The 25,591-nt window shown below is 69.2% G+C and carries 25 protein-coding genes; 20 read left to right on the forward strand and 5 right to left on the reverse strand.

Annotated elements, in window-relative coordinates; genetic code table 11:
• Positions 1 to 34: 34 nt before the first annotated feature.
• From GTY84_RS31310 to GTY84_RS31335, 6 genes are all read left to right on the forward strand, one after another.
• A complete protein-coding gene (locus GTY84_RS31310) occupies positions 35 to 1,612 on the forward strand; it encodes an aldehyde dehydrogenase family protein (RefSeq protein ID WP_161229773.1) in 1,578 nt (525 codons plus the stop codon).
• 14 nt (positions 1,613 to 1,626) lie between these two features.
• A complete protein-coding gene (locus tag GTY84_RS31315) occupies positions 1,627 to 2,028 on the forward strand; it encodes a RidA family protein (protein ID WP_161229774.1) in 402 nt (133 codons plus the stop codon).
• A gap of 76 nt (positions 2,029 to 2,104) precedes the next feature.
• A complete protein-coding gene (locus GTY84_RS31320) occupies positions 2,105 to 3,562 on the forward strand; it encodes a cytosine permease (RefSeq protein WP_161229775.1) in 1,458 nt (485 codons plus the stop codon).
• 136 nt (positions 3,563 to 3,698) lie between these two features.
• Complete coding sequence (locus tag GTY84_RS31325) at positions 3,699 to 4,295, forward strand: flavin reductase family protein (protein ID WP_161229776.1); 597 nt, start codon at positions 3,699 to 3,701, stop codon at positions 4,293 to 4,295.
• Entirely contained in the window at positions 4,292 to 5,485 is a 1,194-nt protein-coding gene (locus GTY84_RS31330) for an acyl-CoA dehydrogenase family protein (RefSeq protein ID WP_161229777.1), read from the forward strand. Before GTY84_RS31325 ends, GTY84_RS31330 begins: the two co-directional genes overlap by 4 nt.
• 31 nt (positions 5,486 to 5,516) lie before the next feature.
• The gene (locus GTY84_RS31335; protein WP_161229778.1) at positions 5,517 to 6,335 is read left to right on the forward strand and encodes a fumarylacetoacetate hydrolase family protein; all 819 of its coding nucleotides are present in this window, start codon (positions 5,517 to 5,519) and stop codon (positions 6,333 to 6,335) included.
• A 393-nt stretch (positions 6,336 to 6,728) separates the two neighbouring features.
• Here GTY84_RS31335 and GTY84_RS31340 read toward each other — a convergent pair whose 3' ends face one another.
• Positions 6,729 to 6,971, reverse strand: coding sequence for a hypothetical protein (locus tag GTY84_RS31340; RefSeq protein ID WP_161229779.1), 243 nt, complete (start codon positions 6,969 to 6,971; stop codon positions 6,729 to 6,731).
• A gap of 269 nt (positions 6,972 to 7,240) precedes the next feature.
• Here GTY84_RS31340 and GTY84_RS31345 point away from each other — a divergent pair, with 269 nt between their 5' ends.
• Positions 7,241 to 7,378: a hypothetical protein gene (locus GTY84_RS31345; RefSeq protein ID WP_161229780.1), complete on the forward strand. Its 138-nt coding sequence runs from the start codon at positions 7,241 to 7,243 to the stop codon at positions 7,376 to 7,378.
• A gap of 210 nt (positions 7,379 to 7,588) precedes the next feature.
• On the opposite strand, the gene GTY84_RS34410 is transcribed toward GTY84_RS31345, so the two are convergent.
• Positions 7,589 to 8,086 carry an endonuclease domain-containing protein gene (locus tag GTY84_RS34410; protein WP_345943588.1) on the reverse strand — a complete coding sequence of 166 codons (498 nt, stop codon included), beginning with the start codon at positions 8,084 to 8,086 and terminating at the stop codon, positions 7,589 to 7,591.
• A gap of 158 nt (positions 8,087 to 8,244) precedes the next feature.
• On the reverse strand, positions 8,245 to 9,654 hold the full coding sequence (locus GTY84_RS31355) for an Nramp family divalent metal transporter (RefSeq protein ID WP_345943589.1): 1,410 nt from the start codon (positions 9,652 to 9,654) through the stop codon (positions 8,245 to 8,247).
• A 926-nt stretch (positions 9,655 to 10,580) separates the two neighbouring features.
• Between GTY84_RS31355 and mmsB the strand changes: the two genes are divergently transcribed.
• From mmsB to GTY84_RS34420, 11 genes are all read left to right on the forward strand, one after another.
• A complete protein-coding gene (mmsB, locus tag GTY84_RS31360; RefSeq protein WP_272919310.1) occupies positions 10,581 to 11,498 on the forward strand; it encodes a 3-hydroxyisobutyrate dehydrogenase in 918 nt (305 codons plus the stop codon).
• Between the two features lie 45 nt (positions 11,499 to 11,543).
• On the forward strand, positions 11,544 to 13,019 hold the full coding sequence (locus GTY84_RS31365) for an aldehyde dehydrogenase family protein (RefSeq protein ID WP_161229782.1): 1,476 nt from the start codon (positions 11,544 to 11,546) through the stop codon (positions 13,017 to 13,019).
• Between the two features lie 26 nt (positions 13,020 to 13,045).
• A complete protein-coding gene (locus GTY84_RS31370; protein WP_161229783.1) occupies positions 13,046 to 14,170 on the forward strand; it encodes an amidohydrolase family protein in 1,125 nt (374 codons plus the stop codon).
• Positions 14,167 to 15,303 carry an amidohydrolase family protein gene (locus tag GTY84_RS31375; RefSeq protein ID WP_161229784.1) on the forward strand — a complete coding sequence of 379 codons (1,137 nt, stop codon included), beginning with the start codon at positions 14,167 to 14,169 and terminating at the stop codon, positions 15,301 to 15,303. Before GTY84_RS31370 ends, GTY84_RS31375 begins: the two co-directional genes overlap by 4 nt.
• Before the next feature lie 2 nt (positions 15,304 to 15,305).
• Positions 15,306 to 15,782, forward strand: a complete 477-nt coding sequence (locus GTY84_RS31380) for a Rieske (2Fe-2S) protein (RefSeq protein ID WP_161229785.1) — start codon at positions 15,306 to 15,308, stop codon at positions 15,780 to 15,782.
• A gap of 31 nt (positions 15,783 to 15,813) precedes the next feature.
• On the forward strand, positions 15,814 to 16,776 hold the full coding sequence (locus GTY84_RS31385; protein ID WP_161229786.1) for a PDR/VanB family oxidoreductase: 963 nt from the start codon (positions 15,814 to 15,816) through the stop codon (positions 16,774 to 16,776).
• A 111-nt stretch (positions 16,777 to 16,887) separates the two neighbouring features.
• Positions 16,888 to 18,327, forward strand: coding sequence for an amino acid permease (locus tag GTY84_RS31390; RefSeq protein WP_161229787.1), 1,440 nt, complete (start codon positions 16,888 to 16,890; stop codon positions 18,325 to 18,327).
• Between the two features lie 103 nt (positions 18,328 to 18,430).
• Positions 18,431 to 19,741: a hypothetical protein gene (locus GTY84_RS31395; RefSeq protein ID WP_202552363.1), complete on the forward strand. Its 1,311-nt coding sequence runs from the start codon at positions 18,431 to 18,433 to the stop codon at positions 19,739 to 19,741.
• Positions 19,738 to 20,877, forward strand: coding sequence for an alanine racemase (gene alr / locus GTY84_RS31400; protein ID WP_161229789.1), 1,140 nt, complete (start codon positions 19,738 to 19,740; stop codon positions 20,875 to 20,877). Before GTY84_RS31395 ends, alr begins: the two co-directional genes overlap by 4 nt.
• Before the next feature lie 452 nt (positions 20,878 to 21,329).
• Complete coding sequence (locus tag GTY84_RS34415; protein ID WP_237532831.1) at positions 21,330 to 21,536, forward strand: hypothetical protein; 207 nt, start codon at positions 21,330 to 21,332, stop codon at positions 21,534 to 21,536.
• A 73-nt stretch (positions 21,537 to 21,609) separates the two neighbouring features.
• Positions 21,610 to 21,753, forward strand: a complete 144-nt coding sequence (locus GTY84_RS34420; protein ID WP_237532832.1) for a hypothetical protein — start codon at positions 21,610 to 21,612, stop codon at positions 21,751 to 21,753.
• Between the two features lie 611 nt (positions 21,754 to 22,364).
• Here GTY84_RS34420 and GTY84_RS31410 read toward each other — a convergent pair.
• Together GTY84_RS31410 and GTY84_RS31415 are read right to left on the reverse strand one after the other, a co-directional pair.
• Positions 22,365 to 23,291 carry a LysR family transcriptional regulator gene (locus tag GTY84_RS31410; protein ID WP_161229790.1) on the reverse strand — a complete coding sequence of 309 codons (927 nt, stop codon included), beginning with the start codon at positions 23,289 to 23,291 and terminating at the stop codon, positions 22,365 to 22,367.
• 359 nt (positions 23,292 to 23,650) lie between these two features.
• Entirely contained in the window at positions 23,651 to 23,884 is a 234-nt protein-coding gene (locus tag GTY84_RS31415; protein ID WP_161229791.1) for a hypothetical protein, read from the reverse strand.
• A gap of 447 nt (positions 23,885 to 24,331) precedes the next feature.
• Between GTY84_RS31415 and GTY84_RS31420 the strand changes: the two genes are divergently transcribed.
• Both GTY84_RS31420 and GTY84_RS31425 read left to right on the forward strand, forming a co-directional pair.
• Positions 24,332 to 24,703 (forward strand): hypothetical protein, encoded by a 372-nt coding sequence (locus tag GTY84_RS31420; protein WP_237532833.1) that lies wholly within the window; start codon positions 24,332 to 24,334, stop codon positions 24,701 to 24,703.
• Positions 24,704 to 25,049: 346 nt separating this feature from the next.
• A complete protein-coding gene (locus GTY84_RS31425; RefSeq protein ID WP_161229793.1) occupies positions 25,050 to 25,586 on the forward strand; it encodes an avidin/streptavidin family protein in 537 nt (178 codons plus the stop codon).
• The last annotated feature ends 5 nt before the right edge of the window (positions 25,587 to 25,591 follow it).

Below are 25,591 nucleotides of genomic sequence, written 5' to 3' on the forward strand. Positions count from 1 at the left end.
CCGCGGCATCGACGGGAACCGAGGGAGAGCGACGATGACCGAGACCGACCGCACGTACGACATCACCGGCAAGGCCGGCGCCCTGTTCGACGCCGGGAAGGTGCTGGCCGCCTTCGGCCTGGACGAGATGCATTCCGGCACGTACACGGACTCCCTGGGCTGGGGCGTCATCGAGGACCGCCCGGTGATCGCGGCCGTCTGTCCCGCCGACGGCGAGATCGTCGGCCGGATCGCGGCCTCCGACGCCGGGGACTACGAGAGCGTCGTGGCCGCCGCCGTCGACACGCAGAAGAAGTGGCGGATGGTCCCGCCGCCCCGGCGCGGTGAATTCGTGCGCCGCATCGGCCAGCTGATCGAGGAGAACATCGACGCCCTGGCGGCCGTCGTCTCCCTCGACACCGGCAAGTCGACCATGGAGGCCAGGGGCGAGCTGCGCGAGGCCGTCGACATGTCCACCCTCGCCGCGGGCCAGGCCCGGATGATGTACGGCTTCACCCAGCAGTCGCAGCGTGCCGAACACCGTATGTACGACCAGTGGCTGCCGCTCGGCGTGGTCGGGGTGATCAGCGCGTACAACTTCCCGGCGGCGGTCTGGGCGCAGAACGGGTTCCTCTCCGCGATCGCGGGCAACACCGTGGTCTGGAAGCCGAGCCCCAAGGTGCCGCTCACCGCCATCGCGGTGCAGAAGCTGGTCAACCAGGCGGCCGCGGAGATGGGGTGCGAAGGCGTCTTCTCCCTGTTCATCCCCGCCGACAACGCCGTCGCCGAGCGGCTGATCGCCGACACCCGGGTCGCGATGATCTCCTTCACGGGCTCCACCGGTGTCGGACGCAAGGTCGCCGAGATCGTCGGGTCGACGCTCGGACGCCGCTACCAGCTGGAGTGCTCGGGCAACAACGGGTGCATCGTCGACGAGACAGCCGATCTCGAACTCGCGGCGAAGGCCCTGACGTTCGGCGTGGTCGGCACCACCGGCCAGCGCTGCACCAGCACGCGCCGGGTCATCGCCCACCGGAGCATCGCCGGGGAACTCGTCGAGCTGATGAAGAAGTCCTTCGATCAGATCACCATCGGTGACCCGCGGGACCCGGACACCGTCGTCGGCCCGCTGATCGACGCGCAGGCGGTGGAGGACTACCGCAGTGTCCTCGCCCGCGCCGAACTCGAGGGGGCCACCGTGGTCCACGGCGGCCGGGTCATTGACCGGCCCGGACTGTACGTGGAGCCGACGATCGTCACCGGTGTGGAGCCGCACTTCGACATCGCCCAGTCCGAGACCTTCGTCCCGATCGTCTCCGTGCTGGTCTACGACGACCTCGACGAGGCCATCGAGATCCACAACGGCGTGGCCCAGGGCCTGGCCTCGGGCATGCACAGCACCGACCTGAACCACATCGAGACCTTCCTCTCCGCCCGGGGCAGCGACTGCGGCATCGTCCGCGTGAACATGGGCACCACGGGTGCCGACGTCGGCGCCGCGTTCGGCGGGGAGAAGGAGACCGGCGGCGGCCGTACCGCCGGGTCCACGGCGTGGCAGGGATTCATGCGCCGCCAGAGCGTGTGCGTGAACTGGGGCGGCACGTCCGCCTGGGACAGCCGAATCGACCTGTGAGGACTGCCGCAACCATGAAGAAGAATCGTTTTGTCTCCGACGCCGTGCGTGAACCGAGGGCACGGACCTGGTCCAACTGCCTCCGCGTCGACGACCTGATCCTGATCTCCGGCATGACCGCACGCGGCAACGACGGAGAGACCGTCCTCGGCGAGACCGCGCTCGAACAGTCCCGGGTCGTCTTCCAGAAGATCAAGGACCTGGTCGAGGCGGCCGGCGGCGCCATGGACGACGTCGTCAAGATGACCATCTTCGTCACAAACATGAGTGACAACGCCCAGGTGTGGAAGGCCCGCGAGGAGTTCTTCACCGGCGACTTCCCCGCCTGCTCGCTCGTCCAGGTGGCCGCTCTGGCCAAGCCGGAAATCCTCGTCGAGATCGAGGCCATCGCGATCGCGGGCTGCAGCACGGACTGACCGAATACGGCGACACCCGGCGCGTTCCCCCGCGGAACGCGCCGTGGACGCCCTCTCTTCTCGATGGGTAGGAACTGTGTCGTCAACAACGAACCCCCCGGGGCCGACCGCTTCGACGCTGTCCGCGGCGGCCGAGGACCACGCCCTGGTCAGCGTCCCGACAGCCGAGCGCCGCAGCGGCCACCAACTCGCCCTCAGCCCGGTCAGCGTCGCCACGGCACTCGTCGTCTTCGCCATCGCCGGCTTCACCGTCGTCCTCGCCGGCTTCACCGTGGGAATGATCGTCGGCGTCCTCGTCGCGGCCTTCGGCGTCTTCCTCGGCAAGGCCCTCGGACGGATGGCCTTCGAGACCGGCATGTCCTCCACGATCACCTCCCGGTTCTTCGGATTCGGCCTGCGGGGATCGTCGGTCGGCTCGGCAGTCTTCGCCTTCATGATCCTCGGCTTCCTGGCCATGGAGTCGGCCCTCCTCTACCAGGGCACCCTGCTGATGTTCGACCTGCCCGACTCCTGGACGAACCGTGTCCTGCTCTACGGCCTCATGACCCTGCTGTGGATCGGACTCGCCGTCTTCGGGCTCAAGCTCGCACTGCGCGCCTCCGGCATACTCACGGCGGTCACCCTCCTCGTCACGATCTACATGATCGTTCACATCTACGTGATCGAGGGCGCCGACCCCATGGACGTCTTCCGCTACAGCGGCGTCGTCCCCGGGGGCCTGTGGCCCAAGTTCGAAGCCGCGATATCGGTCATGGGCGCGACGGCCGGAACCATCGCCCTCGTCACGACGGACTTCGCCCGCTACTGCCGGACCCGCCGCGACGTCACCGTCCTGGCCGCGGCCGGCCCGGTCACCCAGAACATCCTCATGACCGTCCTGGGCTCGCTCGTCGTCATCGGTGGCATGCCCGACGTTGTCACGTACCTCATGGAGCACGACAAGAACCTGACCCCCGAGGCCGCGGGCGCGGCGGGCAGCGACTTCGTCATGCAGAACACCGGCGCCTTCTTCGTGATCTTCGCCGCCTGGCTCGGCTTCGTCACCATCTACGCCGCCCAGGCCAAGGCCCAGGCCATCAACGCCTACTCAGGCTCGCTCTCCCTGGTCAACCTGGTGGACGCCCTCACCGGCCGGAAACCGGGCCGGGCCGCGATGGTCGTCGTCGGAAACATCATCGCCCTGGTGATGATCGGCGCCGGGATCCTGGAGAAGTTCTCCACCTACCTCGCGTACCTGGGCGCCATGACACTCGGCATGTGCGGTGTGATGATCGCCGACTACTACCTGGTGCGCCGGGCAAGGTACGACGGCCGTACCCACCGAGTGGAGAAGTGGAACTGGGCCGGAGTCATCACCCTGACCGTGGCCGCCGCCACCGGCGTGATCCTGATGGCCACCGACGTCTTCGCCCTCGGCTTCCTGGTGTCGTTCGTCGCGGCGCTCCTCCTCTACCCGGTCCTGCGGAAGTGGCTTCCCGAAGGCACGGGGACCTCCTTCGCCGCGAGCGAGGAGGCCGTCGAGGAAGCCGTCTGAACCCCGGGGCGGCGGTGGTGTCCCCGGCTCCGCACCCCCTGCGGCGCCACCCCTCCCGCCGCCGCCCCGGCCACCCTCGCCCAGCCCGCCCCGGCCCCGCGCGCCGGGCCCCGCGACTCCTCCAGGAGGTTCCCCGATGACCGACATCATGTGGGACGCCGAGATCTACGAGAAGGCCGCCGACGCCGTACCGCCCGCGTCGGACCCAACGAACCCCCCGCTCTCCGACCCCCGCCAACTCCGCAACACCCTCGGCAACTTCGCAACCGGCGTCGTCGTCCTCACCTATCAGGTGGGCACCACCCACTACGGCGTCACCGTGAACTCCTTCACCTCGGTCTCCCTGGACCCGCCACTGGTGCTGGTGTCCATGCAGCGCACCTCACGCGCCCTCAACCACCTGCTGGAACGGCCTTTCGCGGTCAACGTCCTCGGCGACAACCAGCTTGACACGGCACTCCACTTCGCGGGCAGGCCCCAGGACCGGCCCATCGACTGGATCACGGACGGCCCCGCCCCCCGCATCGGCGGCTCACCCGCCTACTTCCAGTGCACCCCCTGGGCGGCCAACGACGGCGGGGACCACGTTCTCGTACTCGGCCGGGTGACGGCCTACGGCCAACAGGACGACGCCCGCCCCCTGCTCTTCTACCGCGGCCAGTGGAGCGCGCTGGCCCAGGAAACCGCCTCCGGCACCGAGAACGGCGCCCGGTCCGAAAGGAACCGACCGTGACCAGCCCCACCCCTCCCGCCGACGTCCCCACCCTCCTGGCACGGCTGGACGCCATCCGCCCCCTCCTGCTGAGTGAGGCCCCCGACAGCGAACGGCTGCGCCGTCCGACACCGGCGGTCCAGGACGCCCTGCGCGACAGCGGAATCCTCCAACTGACCGTCCCCGCCGAACTCGGCGGCCTGGACGCCTCCCCGCTCCAGATCCTGGAAGTCATGGAGAAGCTGTCCCACACGGACGCCTCCCTGGGCTGGCTCGTCCGGTCCCTCACGAGCGAGACCGCCACCGCCGCCGCCCACCTGGGCGACGAAGCCGTGACCGCCCTCTTCGCCGACGGCGCCGAACCCCTGGTGGCGGGCCAGTCCACCTCGTTCACCGGCCGGGCCGTGCGGGTCGCGGGCGGCTGCCGAGTCAGCGGCGACTGGCAGTTCGCCCCCGGCGTCTCCATGGCCACGCACCTCAACCTCTCCGCCTCGGTCGAGGGGACCGGGGAACGAGTGGTCTGCCTCGTCCCCCGCTCCGCCGTACGGATCAGCGACAACTGGGACATGCTCGGGCTGCGCGCGACCGCGAGCCTGGACTACCGAGCCGAGGACGTGCTGGTCGAGGACGCGTACATCTACGCCATCGGCCCCGGGAACGCCCGCCGCGGCCGCCCCGAGAACCGCCTGAGCCCGGCCCTCTCCGCCGGCCTGCACCAGGCCGCCTGGTCTCAGGGCGTCGGCCGGCGCATGCTCGACGAACTGCGCGACCTGACCCTCAGCAGGAACCATGCCCAGGAGTCCCCGGTCACCAGCGACGAGTTCTTCGGCGAGTTCGCCCGCCACTTCTCGCACGTCCGCGGCACGATGGCGCTGCTCCGCGAGACATGGCGCGACAACGAGGCGACGCTCTCCACCGGGGCGCGCCTCAGCGACGAGCAGGACACGATGTCCCGACTCGCGTGCAGCCTCGCCGGCCGGACCGCGGTGGAGATCAGTCAGCTCGTGCACCGGTTCGCCGGAGCACGGGTCATGCGGGACGGCGTGCTGCAACGCTTCTTCCGCGACAGCCACGCCGGCAGCCAGCACCGGGGCTCCTCCCACATCGTGACGCAGAAGTGCGGCCGCATGCTGTCCGGCACCCTTCCCGCCGGATCCCACTGGGGCTTCTTCGACCTGATCGTCCCCGAGCGCTCCGCCCTCGACGCCTGAAGACCCCCCGCGGAAGGAGAAGGAGAACAGCATGAGACTGGCAACCCTGCGCACCACCGACGGAACGGTCGCGGCCCGCTTGGACGGTGACACGTTCACCGAGATCCCCGGCTGTACCGACATCGGCGCCCTGCTGCTGAACGAGGACTGGCGCCGACGGGCCGCCGACGCCGACGGGCGCCGTGTCCCGGCCGCAGGTGCCGGACTCGGCCTCCTCGTGCCGAACCCGTCGAAGGTGCTGTGCACCGGCCTCAACTACACCAGCCACATCGAGGAGATGGGCCGGGGCCTTCCCTCCCACCCCACTCTCTTCGCGAAGTTCGCCGACACCCTCACCGGCCCCACCGACCCCGTGTCCGCCGCGCCGGAGGACCCGGAGATGGACTGGGAGGGAGAACTCGCCGTCGTCGTGGGCCGCACCGCGTACCGGGTGGACGAGGACGAGGCGGCCGAGTGCATCGCCGGATACACGATCGCCAACGACATCTCCATGCGCGGTTGGCAGAACCGCACCACGGAATGGCTCCAGGGCAAGATCTGGGCCCGCTCCACCCCGGTGGGCCCCGTCCTCACCACGCCCGACGCCTTCGACCCCGCCACCGCCACCCTCTCCACCACGGTGAACGGAAAGACGGTCCAGGAACACGCCATCGCCGACCTCCTGTTCACACCCACCCGGCTGATCGCGTACATCTCCACCATGCTCCCCCTCCGCCCCGGCGACCTCATCCTCACCGGCACCCCCGGCGGAGTCGGCCGAGCCCGCACCCCACGCTGGTACCTGACCCCCGGCGACGTGGTCGAAGTGACCATCGACGGCATCGGCACACTGACCAACCCGATCATCTGACCCGCCCGGCACCGAGAGCCGGGGGCGGCTCGGATTCTGCGCGGGAGAGCGCAGTCGTCCACTGCTGGGCGGTTTCGTTCGGATCATCGGACGGACCGGAGGAAGATACCGGCGAACGCTGACCGACCCGTCGACCTCGGCGACGGTGTCGAAGACCACCCGGCAGCCCCCGAGTCCCGCATGGTGGTCACGCTCGTCGTGGAGTGGCGCTTCGGCTTCTCCAAGATCGTGGGCAGGTGCTTCCGGCGCACTGCCACGACGGCGTTCGGGTTCACGTCGAGCGCTCGCTGCCGCACGGCCACGGTCACCGGGTTCGGAGGAGCTGCGTGGGCGAGACGGTGGTTGCTCAGGACGTCCCGCGCCTCCCGGATCTCCTCGGGCGTGCCCGTCCCCTTACCGATCGTCCGGCTCGCGCGTTGGACGCGCTTGTTCGAGTTCCCAGGGGCCACTCACTTCTTCGTGGTCGCGACCGTACAGGGCCGCGCCGGCGCCCGCCTGCGGCTGTCGCCACGGCCGCGCGGCCCTTTCCGGTTGATCGCCAGGCTTCCAACGAGCTGCCAGGCGGCCGTCAAAGAGAAGCTGAAGAACAACGACGACGCGATCGATGGGTAGGGCCAGCTGCTCCAGCAGCACCACGAGCAGGTGCTCGGCAGTGCGCTCGCGGGCGGCCTCTGCCTTCTCCGTTGCGGCGGCGACTGCGTCCGCGCCGTTCGGGTTGTGCCTGTACCAGTGGCGGCCCTGCTCCGACTTGTACGCCCGCGGGCCTCGGCCTCGGCCTTGTCGATCCGGCCCAGCAATCGCCAGGCGCCGCCCGCACCGAGCCGGCCGCGGCCGCACCGTGGACAGGTCGGCTGCCGGAGCTCGCCGCGCGCGCTGGACGGCGATTCTGCCGGGGCGGTGATCGTGTGAGTGCCGAGCCGAGCGGGATCGACCTCGCGCGCCAGTTCCTGGTCGCGGACCGGGAGGCGGCGAAGGAAGACGGCGCCACCCGGACGAAGACCGAAGCGGCGTACCGGCACTGTCGTACGCCGCGACGGTCCTGAGCCGCTCAGGCTCAGTGCGCTGCTGTCGGCCGACTGCCTCACCGCTGCCCGATGAGCACGCCGACTGCGAGTCCGCGTACGTCGCTGGAAGCTGGTGACGGTGGTGAGCCGGCACCTCAAGCGGTGGTGCCTCGCGGTCGATGGCGAGAAGGAGCCGGTGAAGCCGGGGGTGGCTCTCGAGCTCGAACACCAACAGCCGCCGGGACAAGCTCACGAGCTCCGTCCCTCTGCGTCGGAGAGTCCTTCAACTGGCTTGCGTGAACTGCGAAAACGTTGACTGCCCGGCCTTGGGTCAAGGCCCCACGTGGCCTGGTGCCACCAGCAGGACGGTTCGAAGCGGTACGCGCCATGCGCGAGCTCCACGTGTTCGATCCACGGCTCGTGCTTGCATCGGCGCGAACGGATGATGTGGCGTTCCGTCGCCTCCACGTGCATCCGGGGGAGGGCGGCGTAGTACCGGGCGGGCAGGGTGCGTCGCTCCAGGAGGCCGCGGTACTCCGGCAGGGGCAACGCGGCGCCCTCCTTGTTCTGGAGGAAGGACTGCGGCGTGCTCATTCCCTCGCGGGTGTTGCAGTTGCCGCACAGCGGGCCGCGGACCAAGCCGTGGTCGTGGCAGTGATCCCAGAACGCCGCCCGGGACTCCGAGCACAGGCGGCACAGGCAGTCGTCGGCGCGGGTGCTCCGTGTGCGGGCCGACTCGTACAGCACGCCGCGCAGGTGGCCGGTGCAGCGCTGGAAGGTGACTCCCGAGCACGGCGGACACAGGTTGACGCAGCCGAGCGGAGTCGGTGTGCGCCAGGCGCCCCAGCACGGGCCCTGGGCGCGGCAGCGGCCGCAGATTCGGGCCCGGTCGGTCGCCGGTCTGATCAGGTGGCGGCAGCCATGGTCAGATAGATCAACACGAGGTTGAGCGTGATGATGACGACGACGACGAGCGTGGCAGCCACGACTACCGGTGTCCGGTTTGCGTAGCAGCCCATGACGCTGCGGCGGGAGGTCAGTACGACGAGCGGTATGAGGGCGAACGGGATCCCGAAGGAGAGCACGACCTGGGAGATGACCAACGCGTGCGTCGGATCGGCTCCGGCAGCGAGCATCACGAGGGCCGGGATCATCGTGATGGTCCGGCGGATCACCAGGGAGATCCGTCGGCGCAGCAAGCCCCCCATGATGACGGCACCGGCGTAGCACCCGACTGCAGTGGAGGCGAATCCTGACGCCAGGAGGCCGACGGCGAAGAGCAGCGCGATCCCGCCGCCGAGATGAGCGCCGACGGCAGCGTGCGCACCTTCGAGGGAGCCGTCGGTCTCATTGCCCCGCAGCGCTGTCGCTGCCAGCAGCAGCATGGCCAGGTTGACGGCGCCGGCCACGAGCATGGCCATTCCCACGTCGTACTTGGTCGCGGACAACAGCTTCCGTCGCTGCTGGCCCTCCTGCCCTCCGTGCCGGTCCCGGGCAAGCGCCGAGTGCAGATATATGGCGTGGGGCATGACCGTGGCGCCGAGCATGCCCGCTGCCAGGAGAACGCTGTCAGTGCCGTCGAAGCGGGGGATCAAGCCGTTCGCGGCACCCGGTGCAGACGGAGGGGCCACGAAGAGGCCGGCGCAGAACCCGACGGTGATCACTGCGAGCAAGGCGATGATCACCTGCTCGAAGGGTTGCTGTCCACGTCGGCTCTGCAGGGCCAGGAGCCCCATCGACACCAAGCCGGTGACCAGCCCGCCGACTGGCAAAGGCAGATCGAACAGGAGATGCAGAGCGATTGCTCCGCCGAGCACCTCGGCCAGGTCGGTGGCCACTGCCACCAACTCGGCTTGCGCCCAGTAGGCCAGCCTGCCGACACGTGGCATCCGGTCACGCAGGGCTTCTGGCAGCGACTGGCCGGTGACGAGCCCCAGTTTGGCCGACAGGTACTGCACCAGACAGGCCATCAGATTCGCTGCCACGATGACCCACACGAGCAGGTAGCCGTATGTGGCACCGGCGGTGACGTTGGTGGCCACGTTACCGGGGTCGACGTAGGCGATCGCGGCGACGAATGCCGGTCCGAGCAGGCGGAGCCGCTGCAGACGGGACGGAGCGGAGTCTCGGGGATCAGCCTTTGCATCTGGTTTGGGGCCGGTGGTGTACAGGCTCTTCTCCCTTACGACTCGGTCGGCGATAGCCGATGGTGTTCTGGCCGCAACACGCGGACGGCCGCGCAGGTTTCTCGAGTGTGACCAAGAAGGACGGATGGCGGGGCGGTCGCACCGCCCGGCGCCCGCCTGCGTGATCACCGGGCTCGCCCGCCCCCGGCCGTCTGCTTGTACCTGGTGTCACCTGCCGCTGGGGCAGATGCGTCGGCTACGTTCCAGATGTGCTCCGTACGAGGAGGAGGGCGAGTCCGGTGAGCAGCATCGTGGTGCTCACCAGGAACACAAAGGGCATGAGCCGAAGGCGCCGTTGCACGCGTACCCGCAGCGGCGGGGGAATAGCGGAGACGGGAATGCGGGCCCTGACGCACAGTCCCAGGGCGGCGTAGAACAGGCCCAGCACTCCCAAGCTTGTCAGGACCTCCGGGAGATTGCGGATGTCACCCATGGCGTCGTCGCTTTCGGAGAGGGACGTCCGCGCGTGGTTGCCGCGCGGGCGTGGGGATCGTCGTCGGTGGCGGGGCAGCCGCGGTGTGTGGCTGCCTCATGGCCGGGCGGTCACCGGCTCCTGAAGGCCGTGGCTTCCGCCCGGTGCTGGGGCCAGGGTCTTTCGTTTGGATCAGGCCGGACCCCGCGAGCCCGGCGTGATCCAAACGAGAGGCCCTGCCCCCCTGCTGTAGGTCCTCCTATGGAAGAAGGCGGCCTGCTCGCTGCGCTGGGCGGCGGCGATGACCTCGGCCGAACGGCGGTGGCGGCTCAGTAGAGCCGGCCAGGTGCTCGTCATATCGGTTCGGAACGGGCTCACGATCAAAGTGCGCCATGGACACGACTCATCTCCGAGGCTCGGACCATGCAGGGCGCGCCCCCCGATCCCAGGAACCGGCGTTACTACTCGCGAGCGAGTTTGCGGTCAGGGAAGGCCGTTTGCCAATGCCTGGGAAACGTATCCGAGACTGGAACGGCCACTGACCTGGCATTGTTCATTTTTGCACGGCATGTGAACACTTTTGACTGTTGCCGTTCATCTCTTGGCTGCTGACGATGGCCCACATAACAACGACGCCAGAAAGTTGGAGCCAATGAGCAGCAAAGTCGGGTTCATCGGGCTTGGCACCATGGGGTTGCCGATGGCGATCAACCTGGTCGAGGCGGGCCACAACGTACGCGGGTTCGATGTCGTCACCGCCCAGGCCGAGAAGGCGCGCGAGCACGGGTTCGAGACGGTGTCCTCGGCGGTCGAGGCGGCCGACGGCGCGGATCTGCTGATCACGATGCTGCCCAAAGGCGACCACGTCCGGCAGGTGCTGTTGGCCGAGGGCGGCCCGCTGGACGTGCTCGCACCGGGCAGCATCGTCGTCGACTGCTCGACGATCGATGTCGCCACCAGCCGTGACGTCGCCGCCGCCGGGACCCGGCGCGGCATCCATGTCCTGGACGCCCCGGTCTCCGGAGGCGTAGGCGGTGCCACCGCAGGCACCCTTACGTTCATGGTCGGCGGCTCCGCCGAGGCGGTGCGGTCGGCCCAGCACGCCTTCGATGCCATGGGGAACAAGACCGTGCACTGCGGCGAAGCCGGAGCCGGGCAGGTGGCCAAGACGTGCAACCAACTGGTGTTCGGCAGCAACCTCGTCGCGGTGTCCGAGGCGTTCGTGCTCGGTGAACGCTCGGGCCTGTCGGCGCAGAAGCTCTACGACGTCCTGAGTACGTCGTCGGGCAACAGCTGGGCCCTCGCCCAATTCTGCCCCCGTCCCGGGCTGGTCGAGGCCGCGGCCGCGAACAACGACTACGCCCCGCGGTTCGCCGCCGACTTGCTGGCGAAGGACCTGGGGCTGGCCGTGGCCGCCGCCGACGGTGCGGACATGGAACTGCGGGTTGCGGCGGCCGCGCGGCAGCTGGTCGACGAGCTCGCGACGGCGAGCCCCCGGCTGGACTGCTCGGCGGTCATCAGGGTGATCGACCCCGACGACACCGCGGTGCCCAGCACCTGATCGACATCCCGTCGAATCCGAACCAACCGAAGCCGGAGCCGAACAGTGCCAACACTGACTCCCACGCTCAGCAACGAGTACCTCAACCTCATCGACGGGCAGTGGGTCCCGTCCCGCAACGGCCAGTCGATCGCCGTGGAAAGCCCCCGCAGCATGCAGGTCATCGCCGAGGTGCCGCGCGGGGACGAGAAGGACATCGACGACGCCATCGCGGCCGCTCAGCAGGCGTTCCCGAAGTGGCGTGACACCGCCCCGCGGGCCCGCGGTCGGTTGCTGCAGCAGATCGCCGACGTCCTCGAGGCCGATGTCGAGCGTCTCGCCCGGATCATCTCCGAGGAGAACGGCAACGCGATCAAGACCCAGTCGCGCGGCGAGGTCCGGTACGCCGTCGACGTGTTCCGCTACTTCGGCTCGCTGGCCAGCGAGTCCAAGGGCGAACATATCCCGCTCAACGCGCACGTTCTCGACTACTCCCGCCGCGAGCCTCTGGGCGTCGTTGGCGCGATCGTGCCGTGGAACGCCCCCGTCCAGCTGTCGGCCATGAAGATCGCCTGCGCCCTGGCCGCGGGCAACACACTGGTGCTCAAGGTTGCCGAGGACGCCCCGCTGGCCGTCCTGGACATGGCGAGGATCTGTGCGGAGTTCCTGCCGGCCGGCGTGCTGAACGTCGTCGTCGGCTACGGTGTCGAGGCCGGCGAGGCCTTGATCACCCATCCCGGCGTCGCGAAGCTGTCATTCACCGGCTCGACCGCCACCGGCTCCCGAGTGATGTCCGCGGCGGCCGAGCGGATCGTTCCGGTCTCCCTGGAACTCGGTGGCAAGAACCCGCAAATCGTCTTCCCGGACGCCAACGAGGAGTGGGCGGCCCAGGGCGCGATCTCCGCCATGCGGTTCGCCCGCCAGGGCCAGTCGTGCACTGCTGGTTCCCGGCTGTTCGCCCACCGCAGCATTCTCGACTCCTTCGTCGAGAAGGTCGTCGCAAACCTGGCCAAGATGAAGGTCGGTGACCCGCTCGACGAGGACTCCGACATCGGCGCCATCGTCAACAAGAAGCAGTTCGACCGGGTCTGCGGCTACATCGACGACGGCCTCGGCCAGCAGCAGTCGCAGGTTCTGCTGGGCGGCAAGCCGCCGGCCGACGGCCCGCTCGCCGGCGGCTACTTCGTCGAGCCGACCGTCTTCGTGGGCGTTGAGAACGAGTGGCGCATCGCCCAGGAGGAGATCTTCGGACCGGTCCTCTGTGTGATCCCGTGGGACGACGAGGACGAGGTCATCGCGATGGCCAACGCCACCCACTACGGGCTCTCAGCGTTCGTCTGGACCCACGACCTGGGCAGTGCGATCCGCACCGCCAACGCTGTCGAGGCCGGCTGGGTGCAGGTCAACCAGGGCGGCGCCCAGGTGCTGGGGCAGTCCTACGGCGGTGTGAAGCAGAGCGGCATCGGCCGCGAGTTCTCCCTCGAAGGCATGCTCGAGGGCTTCACCCAGCGCAAGCACATCTCCATCGACATTAGTCACTAGACCCGAACAGAAAGGACCACCACTCGATGACTACCCCGAGCGTGGCGGCCGACGCCGTTGGCGCCACCAGCTCCGCCGCCGGAGTCGTGGACTGCGACGTGCACGCGGTACTGCCGTCACCGCACTCGCTGCTGCCGTACCTCGACGAGTACTGGGCGGACCAGCTCGTCGCCCAACTGGCCCCCAGCTACGAGCCCAATTACCACCCCCAGGGATCCGCGATCGCACAGCGGCCCGAAGCCCGCGTCGGCGCCGACGGCCGTGCCGCGACCAACGTCGAGAACGTCGTTGCCGACGTCTTCGCCGATGGCTTCACCGACTATGCCGTGCTGAGCTGCCTCTACGCGGTGCAGCAGATCCACCAGCCCCGCCGGGAGATGGCGCACGCCAGGGCCCTCAACCACTGGCTCGCTCAGGAGTGGCTGGACAAGGACTCGCGGCTGCGCGGGTCGATCGTGGTCCCGCTGGGCGCGCCGCGCGCTGCTGCCGAGGAGATCGCCTACTGGGCCGGGGACCCCCGGTTCGTGCAGGTGCTGCTGCTCGGCCAGTCGGAACTGCTCTACGGGCGCGAGATCAACTGGCCGATCTGGGAGGCCGCCGAGGCCGCCGGGCTGCCGGTGGCCCTGCACGCCGGCGGAGTGTTCCGCCAGGCGCCGACCTCGGTGGGCTGGCCCGCATCACACCTTGAGTGGTACATCGGGCAGACGTCCAACATCGAGGCACAGCTGAACTCGATCATCTCCGAGGGCGTACTGCAAAAGTTCCCGGACACCAAGATCCTGCTCAGCGAGCTCGGCTTCCACTGGCTGCCGCCGTTCATCTGGAAGTTCGACAAGCTCTGGCGCAGCTACCGGCCCGACATCCCCTGGGTGCAGGAGCCGCCGTCGGAGCTGATCCGCCGGCATGTCAAGGTCACGACCGCCCCAGCAGACGGCGCCGAGCTGCCGGGCGGGCTCGACTCGATCGTCGACCGACTGGGCTCGGAGGACATGCTCGTGTACTCGAGCGACTACCCGCACCGGCACTACTCGGCGCCGCGTGACATCGCCAACGGCACAGACAACGCGGACCTCCTGGACCGCATCTATCGGCGCAACGCATTCGACCTGTACAAGCTCACCGCTCCCGCCGGAAAGGTTGGCCAGTCATGACCACGATCGAACAGCACCGCCCCCGTAGCCTCCCCGCGATGGTGGTGGACACCGGTGTCGTCGACGCAGATATCCACCCGGTTCCGCTGGACGGCGCGCTCGACCCGTACCTGGACGACCGCTGGAAGCAGCACTGGAACGAGTACGGCGTGCGCAACACGACCGGTCTGCAGTTCATCACCGAGTACCCGCAGATGTACGGCGGTGCGATGCGCGCCGACTCGTGGCCGGAGGAGGGCTACCCCGGCTCGGACCGCGACCTGCTGATCACCCAACTGCTGGACAAGCACAATATCCAGCTCGGCGTGCTGCAGTGCCTGGCTCCCGGTGGGCAGACCCTCAACCCTGCCGCGCAGGCGCTGAACCAGGAGTTCGCGGCCGCGCTGTGCGCCGCCACCAACGACTGGCAGCTCAACCACCTCGTCTACCACGACCCGCGAATGCGCGCGGCGATCACCGTGACGTTCGAGTCACCGGCCTACGCCGTCGAGGAGATCCAGCGCCACGCCGGCGACCCCGGCGTCGTCGCGGTCCTGGGCACCAGCAAGACCCTCGAGCCTCTGGGCGGCAAGAAGTACTGGCCCATCTACGAGGCGTGCGAGGCCGCCGGCCTGCCGATCCAGCTGCACCTCTCGCAGGGCGGCGGCCACGCCAACACCGGCACCGGCTGGACCTCGTACCACACCGAGTACCACACCGGCCATGTGCAGAGCTTCCAGTCGCAGCTGCTGAACCTGGTGCTGTCGGGTACCTTCGACCGGTTCCCGAACCTCAAGGTCATGTTCGTCGAGGGCAATGTGGTGCACTTCGCGCCGCTGGTCCAGCGCATGGACTACACCTGGGAGACCTGCCGCCGCGAGCTGCCCGACCTCCAGCGCAAGCCGTCGGAATACATCCCCGACCACATCTGGGCCTCCACCCAGCCGATCGATGAGCCCGAGAAGCCGGAGCACCTCGCTGAGCTGATCGAGGAGTTCTGCGCCGACAACGTCGTGTTCGCGACGGACTACCCGCACTTTGACTTCGACGCCCCGGAGACCGCGTTCCCCCGCAACTTCCCGGTCGCGCTGCGGGAGAAGATCCTCCGTGACAACGGTAAGAAGTTCTTCGGCGTCGTGGACGAGGTGGCGTAGCGATGGCCCGACACGTAGTGGGACGGGTCGACGACATCCCGGTTGGCGGTCGCAAGATCGTCGAACTGGCGGGGCGTTCGATCGGCGTGTTCAATGTCGACGGCGAGTTCTTCGCCCTGCTCAACCAGTGCCCGCACAAGGGTGCTGAGCTCGCCTCCACGGGCACGGTCTTCGGGGTCTCGCACGCCGACACCCCGAGCGACCAGATTGCCTACGAGCCGCGGCGCTCGATCCGCTGCCCCTGGCACCAGTGGGAGTACGACATCCGCACCGGGGTGTCCTTCTACGACCCCGAAAACGACCGTGTCCGCAAGTACGACGTCGCGGTCGTCGCCGGTGCAGAGGTCTGTGAGTCCGCTACCGCCGACTCGCCGGCCTACGTGCTGGAGGGCTACGCGGTCGAGATCGACGACGACGTCATCGTCGTCGACACCAGCCGCCGCCGCGCCGGTGTCGGGCCCGCCGCTGCGGCCAGCTGAACCCCCTGTTCCAGCAACCCGGAATGCAGAGATGACCAACGCAGACTACCCACTCGAGACCCACCTCGTCGTCGAGCGGATCCAGACCGAGGCCGACGGTGTCGTCTCGCTGGACCTGGTCTCGCCGACCGGAGACCGGGTGCCCCGGTGGGAACCCGGGGCACACATCGATCTCGTCATCGATGAGCAGCTCGAACGGCAGTACTCGCTGTGCGGCGATCCTGCCGATGACCGCGTACTGAAGGTCGCGGTCCTGCGCGAGCCCGAAAGCCGGGGCGGGTCGCGCTGGGTACACGAGTCGCTTGCCGCAGGGGACAAGATCCTCATCCGCGGGCCACGCAACCACTTCGCGCTGGTCAACGACGCTCAGGAGTACCTGTTCATCGCCGGCGGGATCGGCATCACTCCGATCCTGCCGATGATCGCCGACTGCGAATTCCGCGGCGTGCCGTGGCGACTCGTATACGGCGGCCGCCAGATCGGCTCAATGGCCTTTACCGAGGCCCTGGGCCGGTACGGCGAACGGGTTGTGATGTGGCCGCAGGACGAGCGCGGCCACATCGACATCGAGGGTTTCCTCGGTGAGCCCCGGACCGGGGTCGCGATCTACTGCTGCGGCCCCGGCCCGCTCCTCGACGCCGTGGAGGACGTGTGCCGACCCTGGCCCTCCGAGGCCTTGCACGTCGAGCGGTTCCGGGCGAAGGAAGGCGCGCTCGACGGCGCCGACGAGCCGTTCGACGTCGAGTTGCAGCGCTCGAAGATCCTCGTGCGGGTCGAGGCCGGGCAGACGATCGTCGAGGCCGTTCGGGCCATCGGCGTGCATGTCCCGACGTCGTGTGGCGAGGGCACCTGCGGCACCTGCGAGACCGAGGTGCTCGACGGGATCCCCGACCACCGGGACTCGTTCCTGACCCCTCAGGAACGGGAGTCGAACGAGGTGATCCTGCCCTGCTGTTCCCGGGCATGCACCCCGTCGTTGGTACTCGACCTGTGAGTCGGGGTCCGGGGGCCGTACGGCCCCCGGACCCCGACTCACCACATCTGCGTATCAATCGAGCGGTGTGCACTGTGGCGCGCCGTTCGCCGATCGAATCAGGGACAGAGTATGACGAAAGCGGATGTACCGCCTGCGCGACTGAACGAAGACGGGCTTGCTCAAGGCCTGGACAAACGCCATATCCGGATGATCGCCATCGGTGGTGCCATCGGCGTGGGGCTGTTCCTGGGCTCCGGCAAGGGAATCTCGTTCGCAGGTCCCGCAGTCATCCCCATCTACGCCATCACCGGCTTCTTCATCTTCATCATCATGCGGGCTCTCGGCGAGCTGCTGATGTACCGGCCGGTCACCGGGAGCTTCGCCGAGTACGCCCGTGAGTTCCTCGGCCCGTTCTACGGTTTCGTCACGGGGTGGGGTTACTGGGTCACCTGGACGATCATCGGGATGGCCGAGATCACCGCGGCGGGCATCTTCGTGAAGTACTGGTTCCCGTCCTTCCCGCAGTACCTCACCGCGCTGATCGCATTGGTGGTCATCGTGAGCCTGAACATGGCGAAGGTCGGGTTCTTCGGCGAGGCCGAGTTCTGGTTCGCCTCCATCAAGATCCTCGCGATCCTCGCGCTGATCACCGGTGGGGCCGCGGTGCTCGTGTTCGACATCGGCTCGGCCGGCCGAGAGGGCGGCATAGCCAACCTCTGGTCGCACGGCGGCGTTGCCCCGCACGGCCTGCTCGCCGTCCTGCTGGCCTTCCAGATCGTGGTGTTCTCCTACCAGGGTGTCGAGCTCATCGGCATGACCGCGGCCGAGACCAAGGACCGGGCCACCGTACTGCCGCGGGCCATCAACTCCATTCCGTGGCGGATCGGCATCTTCTACATCGGCACCCTCGTCGTGTTGCTGTCGCTGTTCCCGTGGGATCAGTTCAGCGCGTCAGAGAGCCCCTTCGTGAAGGGCTTTACGCAGATCGGCCTGCCGGCCGCGGGCAGCGTCATGAACTTCGTCGTGCTCTCCTCGGCGCTGTCGTCGTGCAGCGCCGGCCTCTACAGCAACGGCAGGCTGCTCAAGAAGCTCGCCACCGACGGGCTGGCGCCGAAGCGGTTCAAGATGACCAACTCCGGCCACGTACCCGCCACCGCGATCGTCGCGTCCGGCGCGGTGATGCTCATCGGGGTCGCTATCAACGCCGTTGTCCCGGAACAGGCGTTCGCCTACATCTCCTCGGTGGCCACCCTCGGCGCCATCTGGAGCTGGGGTGTCATCATCGTCTGCCATCTCGTGTACCGCCGCCGGGTTGCCCGCGGAGAGGTCCCGGCCAGCAGTTTCCGGCTGCCCTTCGCGACGCCGATGTGCTGGGCGACGCTGGCGTTCCTCACCATGGTGCTGGTGCTGCTGGCCTTCGACGACTCCCAACGGGTGGCACTGTACGCGCTGCCGTTCTGGGCGGCGACGTTCGCCGTGGGCTACCACGTCCTCAACCGCCGCAAGGAGCGGGCGACCACTACAGACGCTGAAGCTGCGGAGGCTGACATTCATGCGCTGCGTCCCTGAAGCGCGACCGGGTGCGGCGGCCACCGCACCCGGCGCGCCACCCGAGCCGAGCGACTCCCGGTCCAGGATTGCTCCGTGGGCCTCACCTGCCGCCCAACAGCGGTTGGCGACCCTGGAGGCCCGGCCTACCGGGGGCACCACCGAGGTCGCCGCAGCTGTCGAACGTGCGCAGCGCGACCACCGCGACCGGGTTGCCGACGGTCTGATGCTCTACGCCGGCACCAACGTGCTGTCCCCGGGTGTCGAAGCGGCGCACGACGGCTCACTGTCGACGCGGCCGGCGATGGGCTGGCCGGGGGAGAAGGAGCAGACAGCAGTTGAGGAGATCGAGCAGTTGGAGGTGCTGGCCATCGGACAGGTGGCCCACGCTCTGCGGGGCAGATACGCCGAGGTGCGCTACCTGTCCGCGACGATGGCCAACCTAGCGGCCTACGTCGCGTTCACCGAGCCCGGCGACACGATCGCGGTGCTCTCCCCGGAGGCCGGTGGCCACACCAGCCACCAGGAGGCCGACGGCGCGGCCGGCATCCGCGGCCTGACGGTCGCGCACTTGCCGTACTCGCCAGAGGCACTCGACACCGACGCCGTAGCGGTCCAGGCGTTCGTGGAACAGGTGCGGCCGCGGCTGATCCTGGTCGGTGGCAGCGTCGCTCTGTTCCCGCACGACCTCGGGCCGCTGCGGGCGGCAGCCGACCGGGTCGGCGCGGTGCTGGTCTACGACGCCTCGCACACCGCCGGCCTGATCGCCGCGGGGTGCTTCCAGGATCCGCTCGCCGAGGGCGCGGACGTGGTGACGTTCTCGACCTACAAGACCCTGGCCGGGCCGGCCGGCGGCGCGGCCGTCTCGCTGGCCGCCGAACACGCCGCGCGGCTCGCCGCCGCGGCCTACCCGACACTGCTGTCCAACTACGATCCGTCCAGGCTGGGGCCGCTGGCCGTGGCCGCAGGCGAGGCCGTCGAGCAGTCGCCGGCCTGGGCGGTGCCCACCGTCGAATGTGCGGTCGAGCTCGCGGCACGGTTGCACGCCCTTGGCCTGCCGGTGATCGGCCAGCACCGCGGCTTCACCCAGACCCACCAGGTGGTCATCGACGCGCACGGGCTGGGCGGCGCGCGGGCGGCGGTGCGGCGGCTGGCGAGCTCCGGCGTGCACGCCGGGACCTGCCGAGTGCCGTGGCAGCGCCCCGGGACCCCACCGGAGGGCATCCGCTTCGGCACCCAGGAGTTCGTGCGCCGCGGCGGCGGGATCGACTTGGTCCCTGCGGTCGCGGACCTGGTGCATCAGTGCCTGACAGCCACTGATGTGGCGCCACTGCGTGCCGTCACCCGGGACCTGCGCGGCCGGCTGACGTGCGACCTGTGGGGCCGCCCGGCCCCGGCGCCGGCCGCCGCCGACCTACCGGCGGGCCCGCGGTGACCGGCTCGGCGCGGAGCGTGTGGGCCGACGTCGACCTCGGCGCGCTGCTGCGCAACGTGGAGGAGGTGACCAGGCTCGCTGGGGGTCGGCATATGATCGGTGCGATCAAAGCTGACGGCTACGGGTTCGGCGCGGTCGAGATGGCGCGGGCGCTTGAGCAGTCCGGCGCGTACGGGCTGTGGACCGGCAACGTCGGGGAGGCGGTCGCTGCCCGTCGCGCCGGGGTCGAGGCGAAGATCATCATGTTCGGCGGCTACCTGCCGGACGAGGTCGCCGACCTTGTCCGGCACGATCTGGTGCCCACGATCCACGACGGCGGCGGGCTGGCAGCGGCGGCCCGCGTCGGAGCCCGCCGTGGCCGCGCCGTCCCGGTGTACCTGAAGGTCGACTGCGGTCTGGGCCGCCTCGGCGTGCCCGTCGCCGAGGCCCGGGACTTCGCCCGGGCGGTCAACGCCGACCACCGGGTCCACCTGGAAGGCGTCTACACCCACCTTCCGTTCGGCGACCGGGCGGGTCGGGAATGGGCGGTCGAGCGTTATGCGCCGTTCCGTGACCTGCTGTCCGGCCTCGCCCGCGACGGTATCGAGCCGAAGGTGACGCAGGTCTGGGGGTCGGCCGGCGTGCTGTCCGGGCTGCCCGACGTGAGCAACGCCGTCTGCGTCGGACAACTGCTCTACGGGCTGTCACCGCTGGCCGCAGACGTTGCGCCGGCCAGGCGGTTCGCCCCCGTGCTCACCGCGCTGACGGCACGGCTGGTCCACGTCGGACGGCATCCGGGACCGAGTGGCCCGTCGACGAGCGGCGGCTACGGCGGCGGGACCGCCGGGCGTACCGGGGTCATCGCCTTCGGCATCAGGGACGGCATGCGACGCCCGTCCGGCGGGCGGCCAATGCACGCGCTCGTCCACGGCCGGCCCGTGCCCGTCGTCGGCGTCTCCCTGGAGCACACCGTGCTGGCGCTCGACGACGTTGGCGAGGTGGGGGTCGGCGAGGAGGTCGTCCTGATCGGTGAGTCCGGTCGGCACGAGATCTCGCTGGCCGACTGGGCGTCCTGGTTCGGCGACTGCAGCCCGCTCGACATCGCGGTGTCGATTCTGGGCCGGGTGGACAGGCGTTACCGTGGCGCCGGGCACTGAGAGGCCGTTGTAGTACCGATCTTGTTGGACGCCGGTTCGAGTGTGGTGACTCGGTCGCCTGGTCCCCGGCTCCGGCGTGCATGAAGGCGGGGCCTCCTGCCCGGCTCGGGACTGTCGAAGTCCGAACGAGCCGGCCGGGAGGCCCCGTGTCGCAGTCTTGCGGTTCCGTGTGGAATCCGACTCGGTTGCCCGGTCGTGTGATTGCCCCGCTCACCGGTTCGGGAATGCGGGTGGCCATCAGGACCGCGAGCCGCGGTGTCCCTCGGACATGCCGGATGCGGAGTGGGCGGTCGTGCGGGAGGCGAGGCCGGTCCCGGCGTGGATGAGCGGGAAGGGCGGTCAGCAGGAGGGCTGCTGCCACCGCCGGATGCCGGGCGCCGTGCGCTACCTGGTCGCGGGCGGTATCACATGCCGGGCGTCTTCCCCGTGTGGGACCGCGTCTACGCGCTCGCGTGACGCTGGGGTGCGCAGGGCTGCTGACCGAGTTGCACGACCGGCTGCGCGGCCTGGTGCGTGAGGACGCCGGCCGCGATCCGGAGCCGACCGCCGCCATCGTCGACCCGCAGTCGGTGCGGGCCGCCGCCACGGTCCCCGCGTCCTCGCGCTGGCCTGGACCGACGGCGGCTACGCGGGCCGCCTGGTCGCCTGGGCGAAGGTGAAGCTCCGGCTCACCGTGCGGCCGGTCAAGCGCAGTGACGACGTACCGGGGTTCGTGGTGCTCCCGAGGCACTGGTGCGTGGAGCGCACTTCGCCCGGCCGTTCCGCTCGCGCCGCCTGGTACGCGACCACGAGACGCTGCCGGCCGTCCACGAACAGACGGTGCTGTGGTCGACGACGTCGCTCATGACCCGGCGGCTGGCCCGTCGGCGAGGGTGAACCTCCGGGGCCGGCTCTGTCACCCAGCCGCTGCCCGCGAGCCGCTTCATCTTCGATCGCCCGCCTTCCACGCCGGCCGGGCACAGCTCCAGCCCGTGTGCGGCGGCGATCTCCTGGCACGCCATCATCCCTTCCCCATCCGTGCGACGCTCCGCCGGCGCGGAGAGGATGCGCTGGTAGGCCAGGGCGAGCACGGACGCTGTCAGCGCGCCACACCGGGACGATCGAACCCGCCCGCGCAGCCCCAGCGGCAGACACCACGGCGGGCGCGTCCGTCGACGGCTCGGGCCCCTGCCCGGGCACGAAAGGCTCCTCCGCCGGACTGCGTCGGCCACTTCAGCCTCGCCGATTCGCGGCACGGACAGGATTTCGCCCGCACGCTGCCGGGCGATCAGACACTCCTGCCAGTCCGATTCCGCCTCCGTGAGTTCGGCCAGCACCCGGTCCGCCGCCTCCCGCAGCCCTCCACACGCTCCCGCGCGACCAGCTCCCGCTCCTCCAGGAGCCCCACGACCGACGCCATCCCGGTGCCTCCACCGACGAGACAACCCGACGGCCCCAGCCTGCCTGCCCAGCCCCGGGGTCATGCCCGAGCTGGCAGAACCTACCGCTCAAGTTCGGTCCGACGACGGCTTCTCAGCACGCGGAATGAACCGCTGGCGCTGCTGCTGCACGTCGGCGAACAGATGCGTCGCGACCGTCGTGATCAGCTCCACGTTCAGCAGCCGGGACGGAATGACCATCCGGAAGCTGCGCCGGTGACGCACGTCATCGTGCAGCACCGGTACCAGGCGTCGGTCCTCGTGCGCGAGGAAGCACGGCAGCAGGCCGAGTCCGGCGCCGGCTGTGGTCGCTTCCAGCTGGGCGAAGACATTGGTGGTGCGCAGCATGATGTTCATCTGGGCGGCGATCCCCTCGTTCTCGCTGTTGCGGAGCTCGGGGAGCTGCAGCAGGGACTCAACGAACCAGATCATCCGGTGCGCCGAGAGATCGCTGATCGTCGTGATCGGGGGATTGTCGGCCAGATAGCCGAGGCTCGCGTAGAGCCTCAGCTCATAGTCACACAGATGTACCTTCCGGAAACCGCGGCGCTCGTTCATGTCACCGATCGTTACCGCGATGTCGAATTCGCCCATTGCGTAGTTGAGTAGATGGCTGGTGGTGACCAGGTCGACCTCGATCGAGGGGTGTGTGCGTTGCAGCGAGGCGAGACCGGGAGCAATGACCATGCTGCCCATCGCGTCCGTGGTCACGATGCGCACGGTGCCCTTGACGCTGCGCTGCTCGTCCTTCAGCGCTGCCCGCGCGGCATCGGCCTCGCTCTCGATGCGGGTAGCGTAGGGGAGCAGCCGCTGCCCCGCCATGGTGAGCGACCAGCCAGCGACGGTCTTGTCGAAGAGCCTTTCCCCGATGGACTTCTCCAGGGCGGCAACCCGGCGCCGAACGGTGGTGTGTCCGACGTCCAAACGCTCGGCTGCAGTGGACAGACGACCGTACCGTGTCAGGGCCAGGAAATACCGGAGATCGCTTGTGTCCATCAGCAGACGCTAACAGGGCGGCTGTGAGGTTTGAAGTCCCCGTGATGGACCCTGCTGGTCGACTCACATGGCTGCTGCGAGAAGGTGCTGGAGGCGGGTGAGTCGTGACGTCCGGACTCCTGCTGGCGGAACGCCGCTGAGCCATCCACGTGGACGAGGTTGAGGGCAGCGGCGGTCAAGATGTGCTGGAGGTGGGTGCGTGCGAACCCGCGGCGGCGGCCTCGGCGTCGGGCTGCTCGCAAGCGAGCCAAGATGCCGAAACCGCGCCGCCCCGAACTGGGACCCCTGCGTCCCAGGATCAGGCTGTCCAGCGGGGGGATTTCACTCCGGAGGGTATCCCTGGAAGCCGACGCCCACGGCTACGGCATGAGGGCCCGCACCCCGGCGACCGCGAAGACCAGACCGACGAAGGCCAGCAGGACTCCTGAAGCGCGCTGATCGGCAGGCTGCGCCGGGGGAGGCGTCATTCGACGTAGCCGCTGCGGCAACTGCTCGCGCTCCAGGAACTGGCGGGGATACAGGCGGGTCACCATCCCTCGGTAGTCGACCGCCCACAGGGCTCCGAAACTCAGGGTCATAAGCCCGAAAGCCACGAGCACGAGCGCTTCCATCGCAATACCGCCGTCACCTGACACGTCGCAGAGCAATGCTCAGGACTTGTGGACAAGCTCTTCGGGTAGCACGCAGGGGCACACCCTACGGATGAGTGATCAGCAAGTCATCGAGTAGACCCGTGTTCGCAGCATGGGTCAAGGCCCTTGCGGGCCCTGTCCCACCGAGCCTTCCCCGAACTGGAACAGCTGATCTTGATCGAACAGGCCCGCGCCGAACGCCGCTGCCAGCCGACCTCTCCCACGCGGCGGCTCAGCGCCGGGCCCGTGCGGAGCGCGCGGTGAGGGGGGCCGGGACGGCGGCCACGGTTCCGCAGACGGCGCCGCTGGGCAGAGGAACGCCTGAGGAGGGAGAAACCCGAGGCGTCGGGCGAGGGGACGTCGTTGATGCGGGATGCGCCGGCGACCCACGTCGCGGCGGCCGGCGCTATGAAGCCGAGTACGATCTGGATGTCGGCGTGCTTCGAGGGGCAGATGCCAGATGCCCTCGTGGCCCGTCCCCTCGGGCGGTGTGAGGGAACGCAGTACGTCGGCGAGGTCCAGGAGCTGCCGGGGCTCGCCCCGTGTCCCGTCCAGGTCACTGATCACCCGGTCCTGTCGGTGACGGACCTCCCTGTTCTCCTCATGCAGTCCGGTGACGCCCGCCTGGAGCTGTTCAAGGATCTTCAGGCGGCTCTGCATGAGGCCACCGTGCAGCGCGGTCAGCCCGACCGCCGGGTCATCGAGACGCTCAAGATGTTCGAGTTGCTGCTGTATCGCCTCCGTACGGGGCGGCGACGGACCGGCTCGGGATGTTGCTGATGGTGCTGTCCTCGAACGAGAAGGGCTGGCTGCAGCTGTGTTCGGGCAGCGTGGACACCGAGCGGGGCCGTCCGGCGGCGACGGTGGCGCGGCTGACGGGCTGTTCGCCGACGGGCGGGGCGAAGGTGCTGTCCCGGCTCGAAGAGTGGGACGTGCTGTCGGTGGACCGCCCTGCCCCCGCTCGGGCCGGCACACGGCACAGGGACACGAGTGGCGCTCCCGCAATCCCATGCCGTCTTCAAGGACGTCCGGAATTTCACTGTCGAGGTCTGCGGAGATTGGGAGAGGCTGCTGAGCCCACGGGCGTCACCATGATGTCGCTCGTCAGTCTCACAAGAAAAAGACCGTGCTCACTGCCGCCGTGGCCGCATCGCTCGCCCTCGTCGCCTTCGGCGCGAACGCCTCCGCCGACCCGGGCACGGCCAAGGCGAAGGCGACGAAGGCCACCGCCACGAACGGCCTCAGCGGTACCTGGTACAACGAACTCGGTTCGACCTTCACGGTGACGGCGCACGCGAACGGCAGTCTCACCGGCACATACGACTCGGCGGTCGGCAACGCCGAGAACCAGTACGTGGTGAAGGGCCGTTTCGACACCCTTCCCGCGCCGGACCACGGCACGGCACTCGGCTGGACCGTCTCCTGGCGCAACAGCTACCGCAACGCCCACTCCGCGACCACCTGGAGCGGCCAGTACTTCGGCGGCTCCAACCCGCGGATCAGCACCCAGTGGCTGCTGACGTCCGGCACCACCTCCGCCGACCAGTGGAAGTCGACGCTGGTCGGCCATGACGAGTTCACCAGGACCAGGCCGTCCGCCGCCACGATCGCCGCGGCCCGCAAGGCCGGCGTGAACGGTGGGGCCCCCTCTGCGCAGAAGTGACACGC

It is taken from the genome of Streptomyces sp. SID8352, assembly GCF_009862265.1.
GTDB lineage: Bacteria > Actinomycetota > Actinomycetes > Streptomycetales > Streptomycetaceae > Streptomyces.

Excerpts from the sequence above, each read along its gene's own strand:
- GTY84_RS31325 (WP_161229776.1), top strand. The coding sequence starts at position 3,699 with ATGACCGACATCATGTGGGACGCCGAGATCTACGAGAAGGCCGCCGAC.
- GTY84_RS31410 (WP_161229790.1), bottom strand. The coding sequence starts at position 23,291 with ATGGACACAAGCGATCTCCGGTATTTCCTGGCCCTGACACGGTACGGT.
- GTY84_RS31375 (WP_161229784.1), top strand. The coding sequence starts at position 14,167 with ATGACCACGATCGAACAGCACCGCCCCCGTAGCCTCCCCGCGATGGTG.
- GTY84_RS31370 (WP_161229783.1), top strand. The coding sequence starts at position 13,046 with ATGACTACCCCGAGCGTGGCGGCCGACGCCGTTGGCGCCACCAGCTCC.
- GTY84_RS31315 (WP_161229774.1), top strand. The coding sequence starts at position 1,627 with ATGAAGAAGAATCGTTTTGTCTCCGACGCCGTGCGTGAACCGAGGGCA.
- GTY84_RS31380 (WP_161229785.1), top strand. The coding sequence starts at position 15,306 with ATGGCCCGACACGTAGTGGGACGGGTCGACGACATCCCGGTTGGCGGT.
- GTY84_RS31310 (WP_161229773.1), top strand. The coding sequence starts at position 35 with ATGACCGAGACCGACCGCACGTACGACATCACCGGCAAGGCCGGCGCC.
- GTY84_RS31420 (WP_237532833.1), top strand. The coding sequence starts at position 24,332 with ATGAAGCCGAGTACGATCTGGATGTCGGCGTGCTTCGAGGGGCAGATG.
- GTY84_RS31385 (WP_161229786.1), top strand. The coding sequence starts at position 15,814 with ATGACCAACGCAGACTACCCACTCGAGACCCACCTCGTCGTCGAGCGG.
- GTY84_RS31390 (WP_161229787.1), top strand. The coding sequence starts at position 16,888 with ATGACGAAAGCGGATGTACCGCCTGCGCGACTGAACGAAGACGGGCTT.
- GTY84_RS31335 (WP_161229778.1), top strand. The coding sequence starts at position 5,517 with ATGAGACTGGCAACCCTGCGCACCACCGACGGAACGGTCGCGGCCCGC.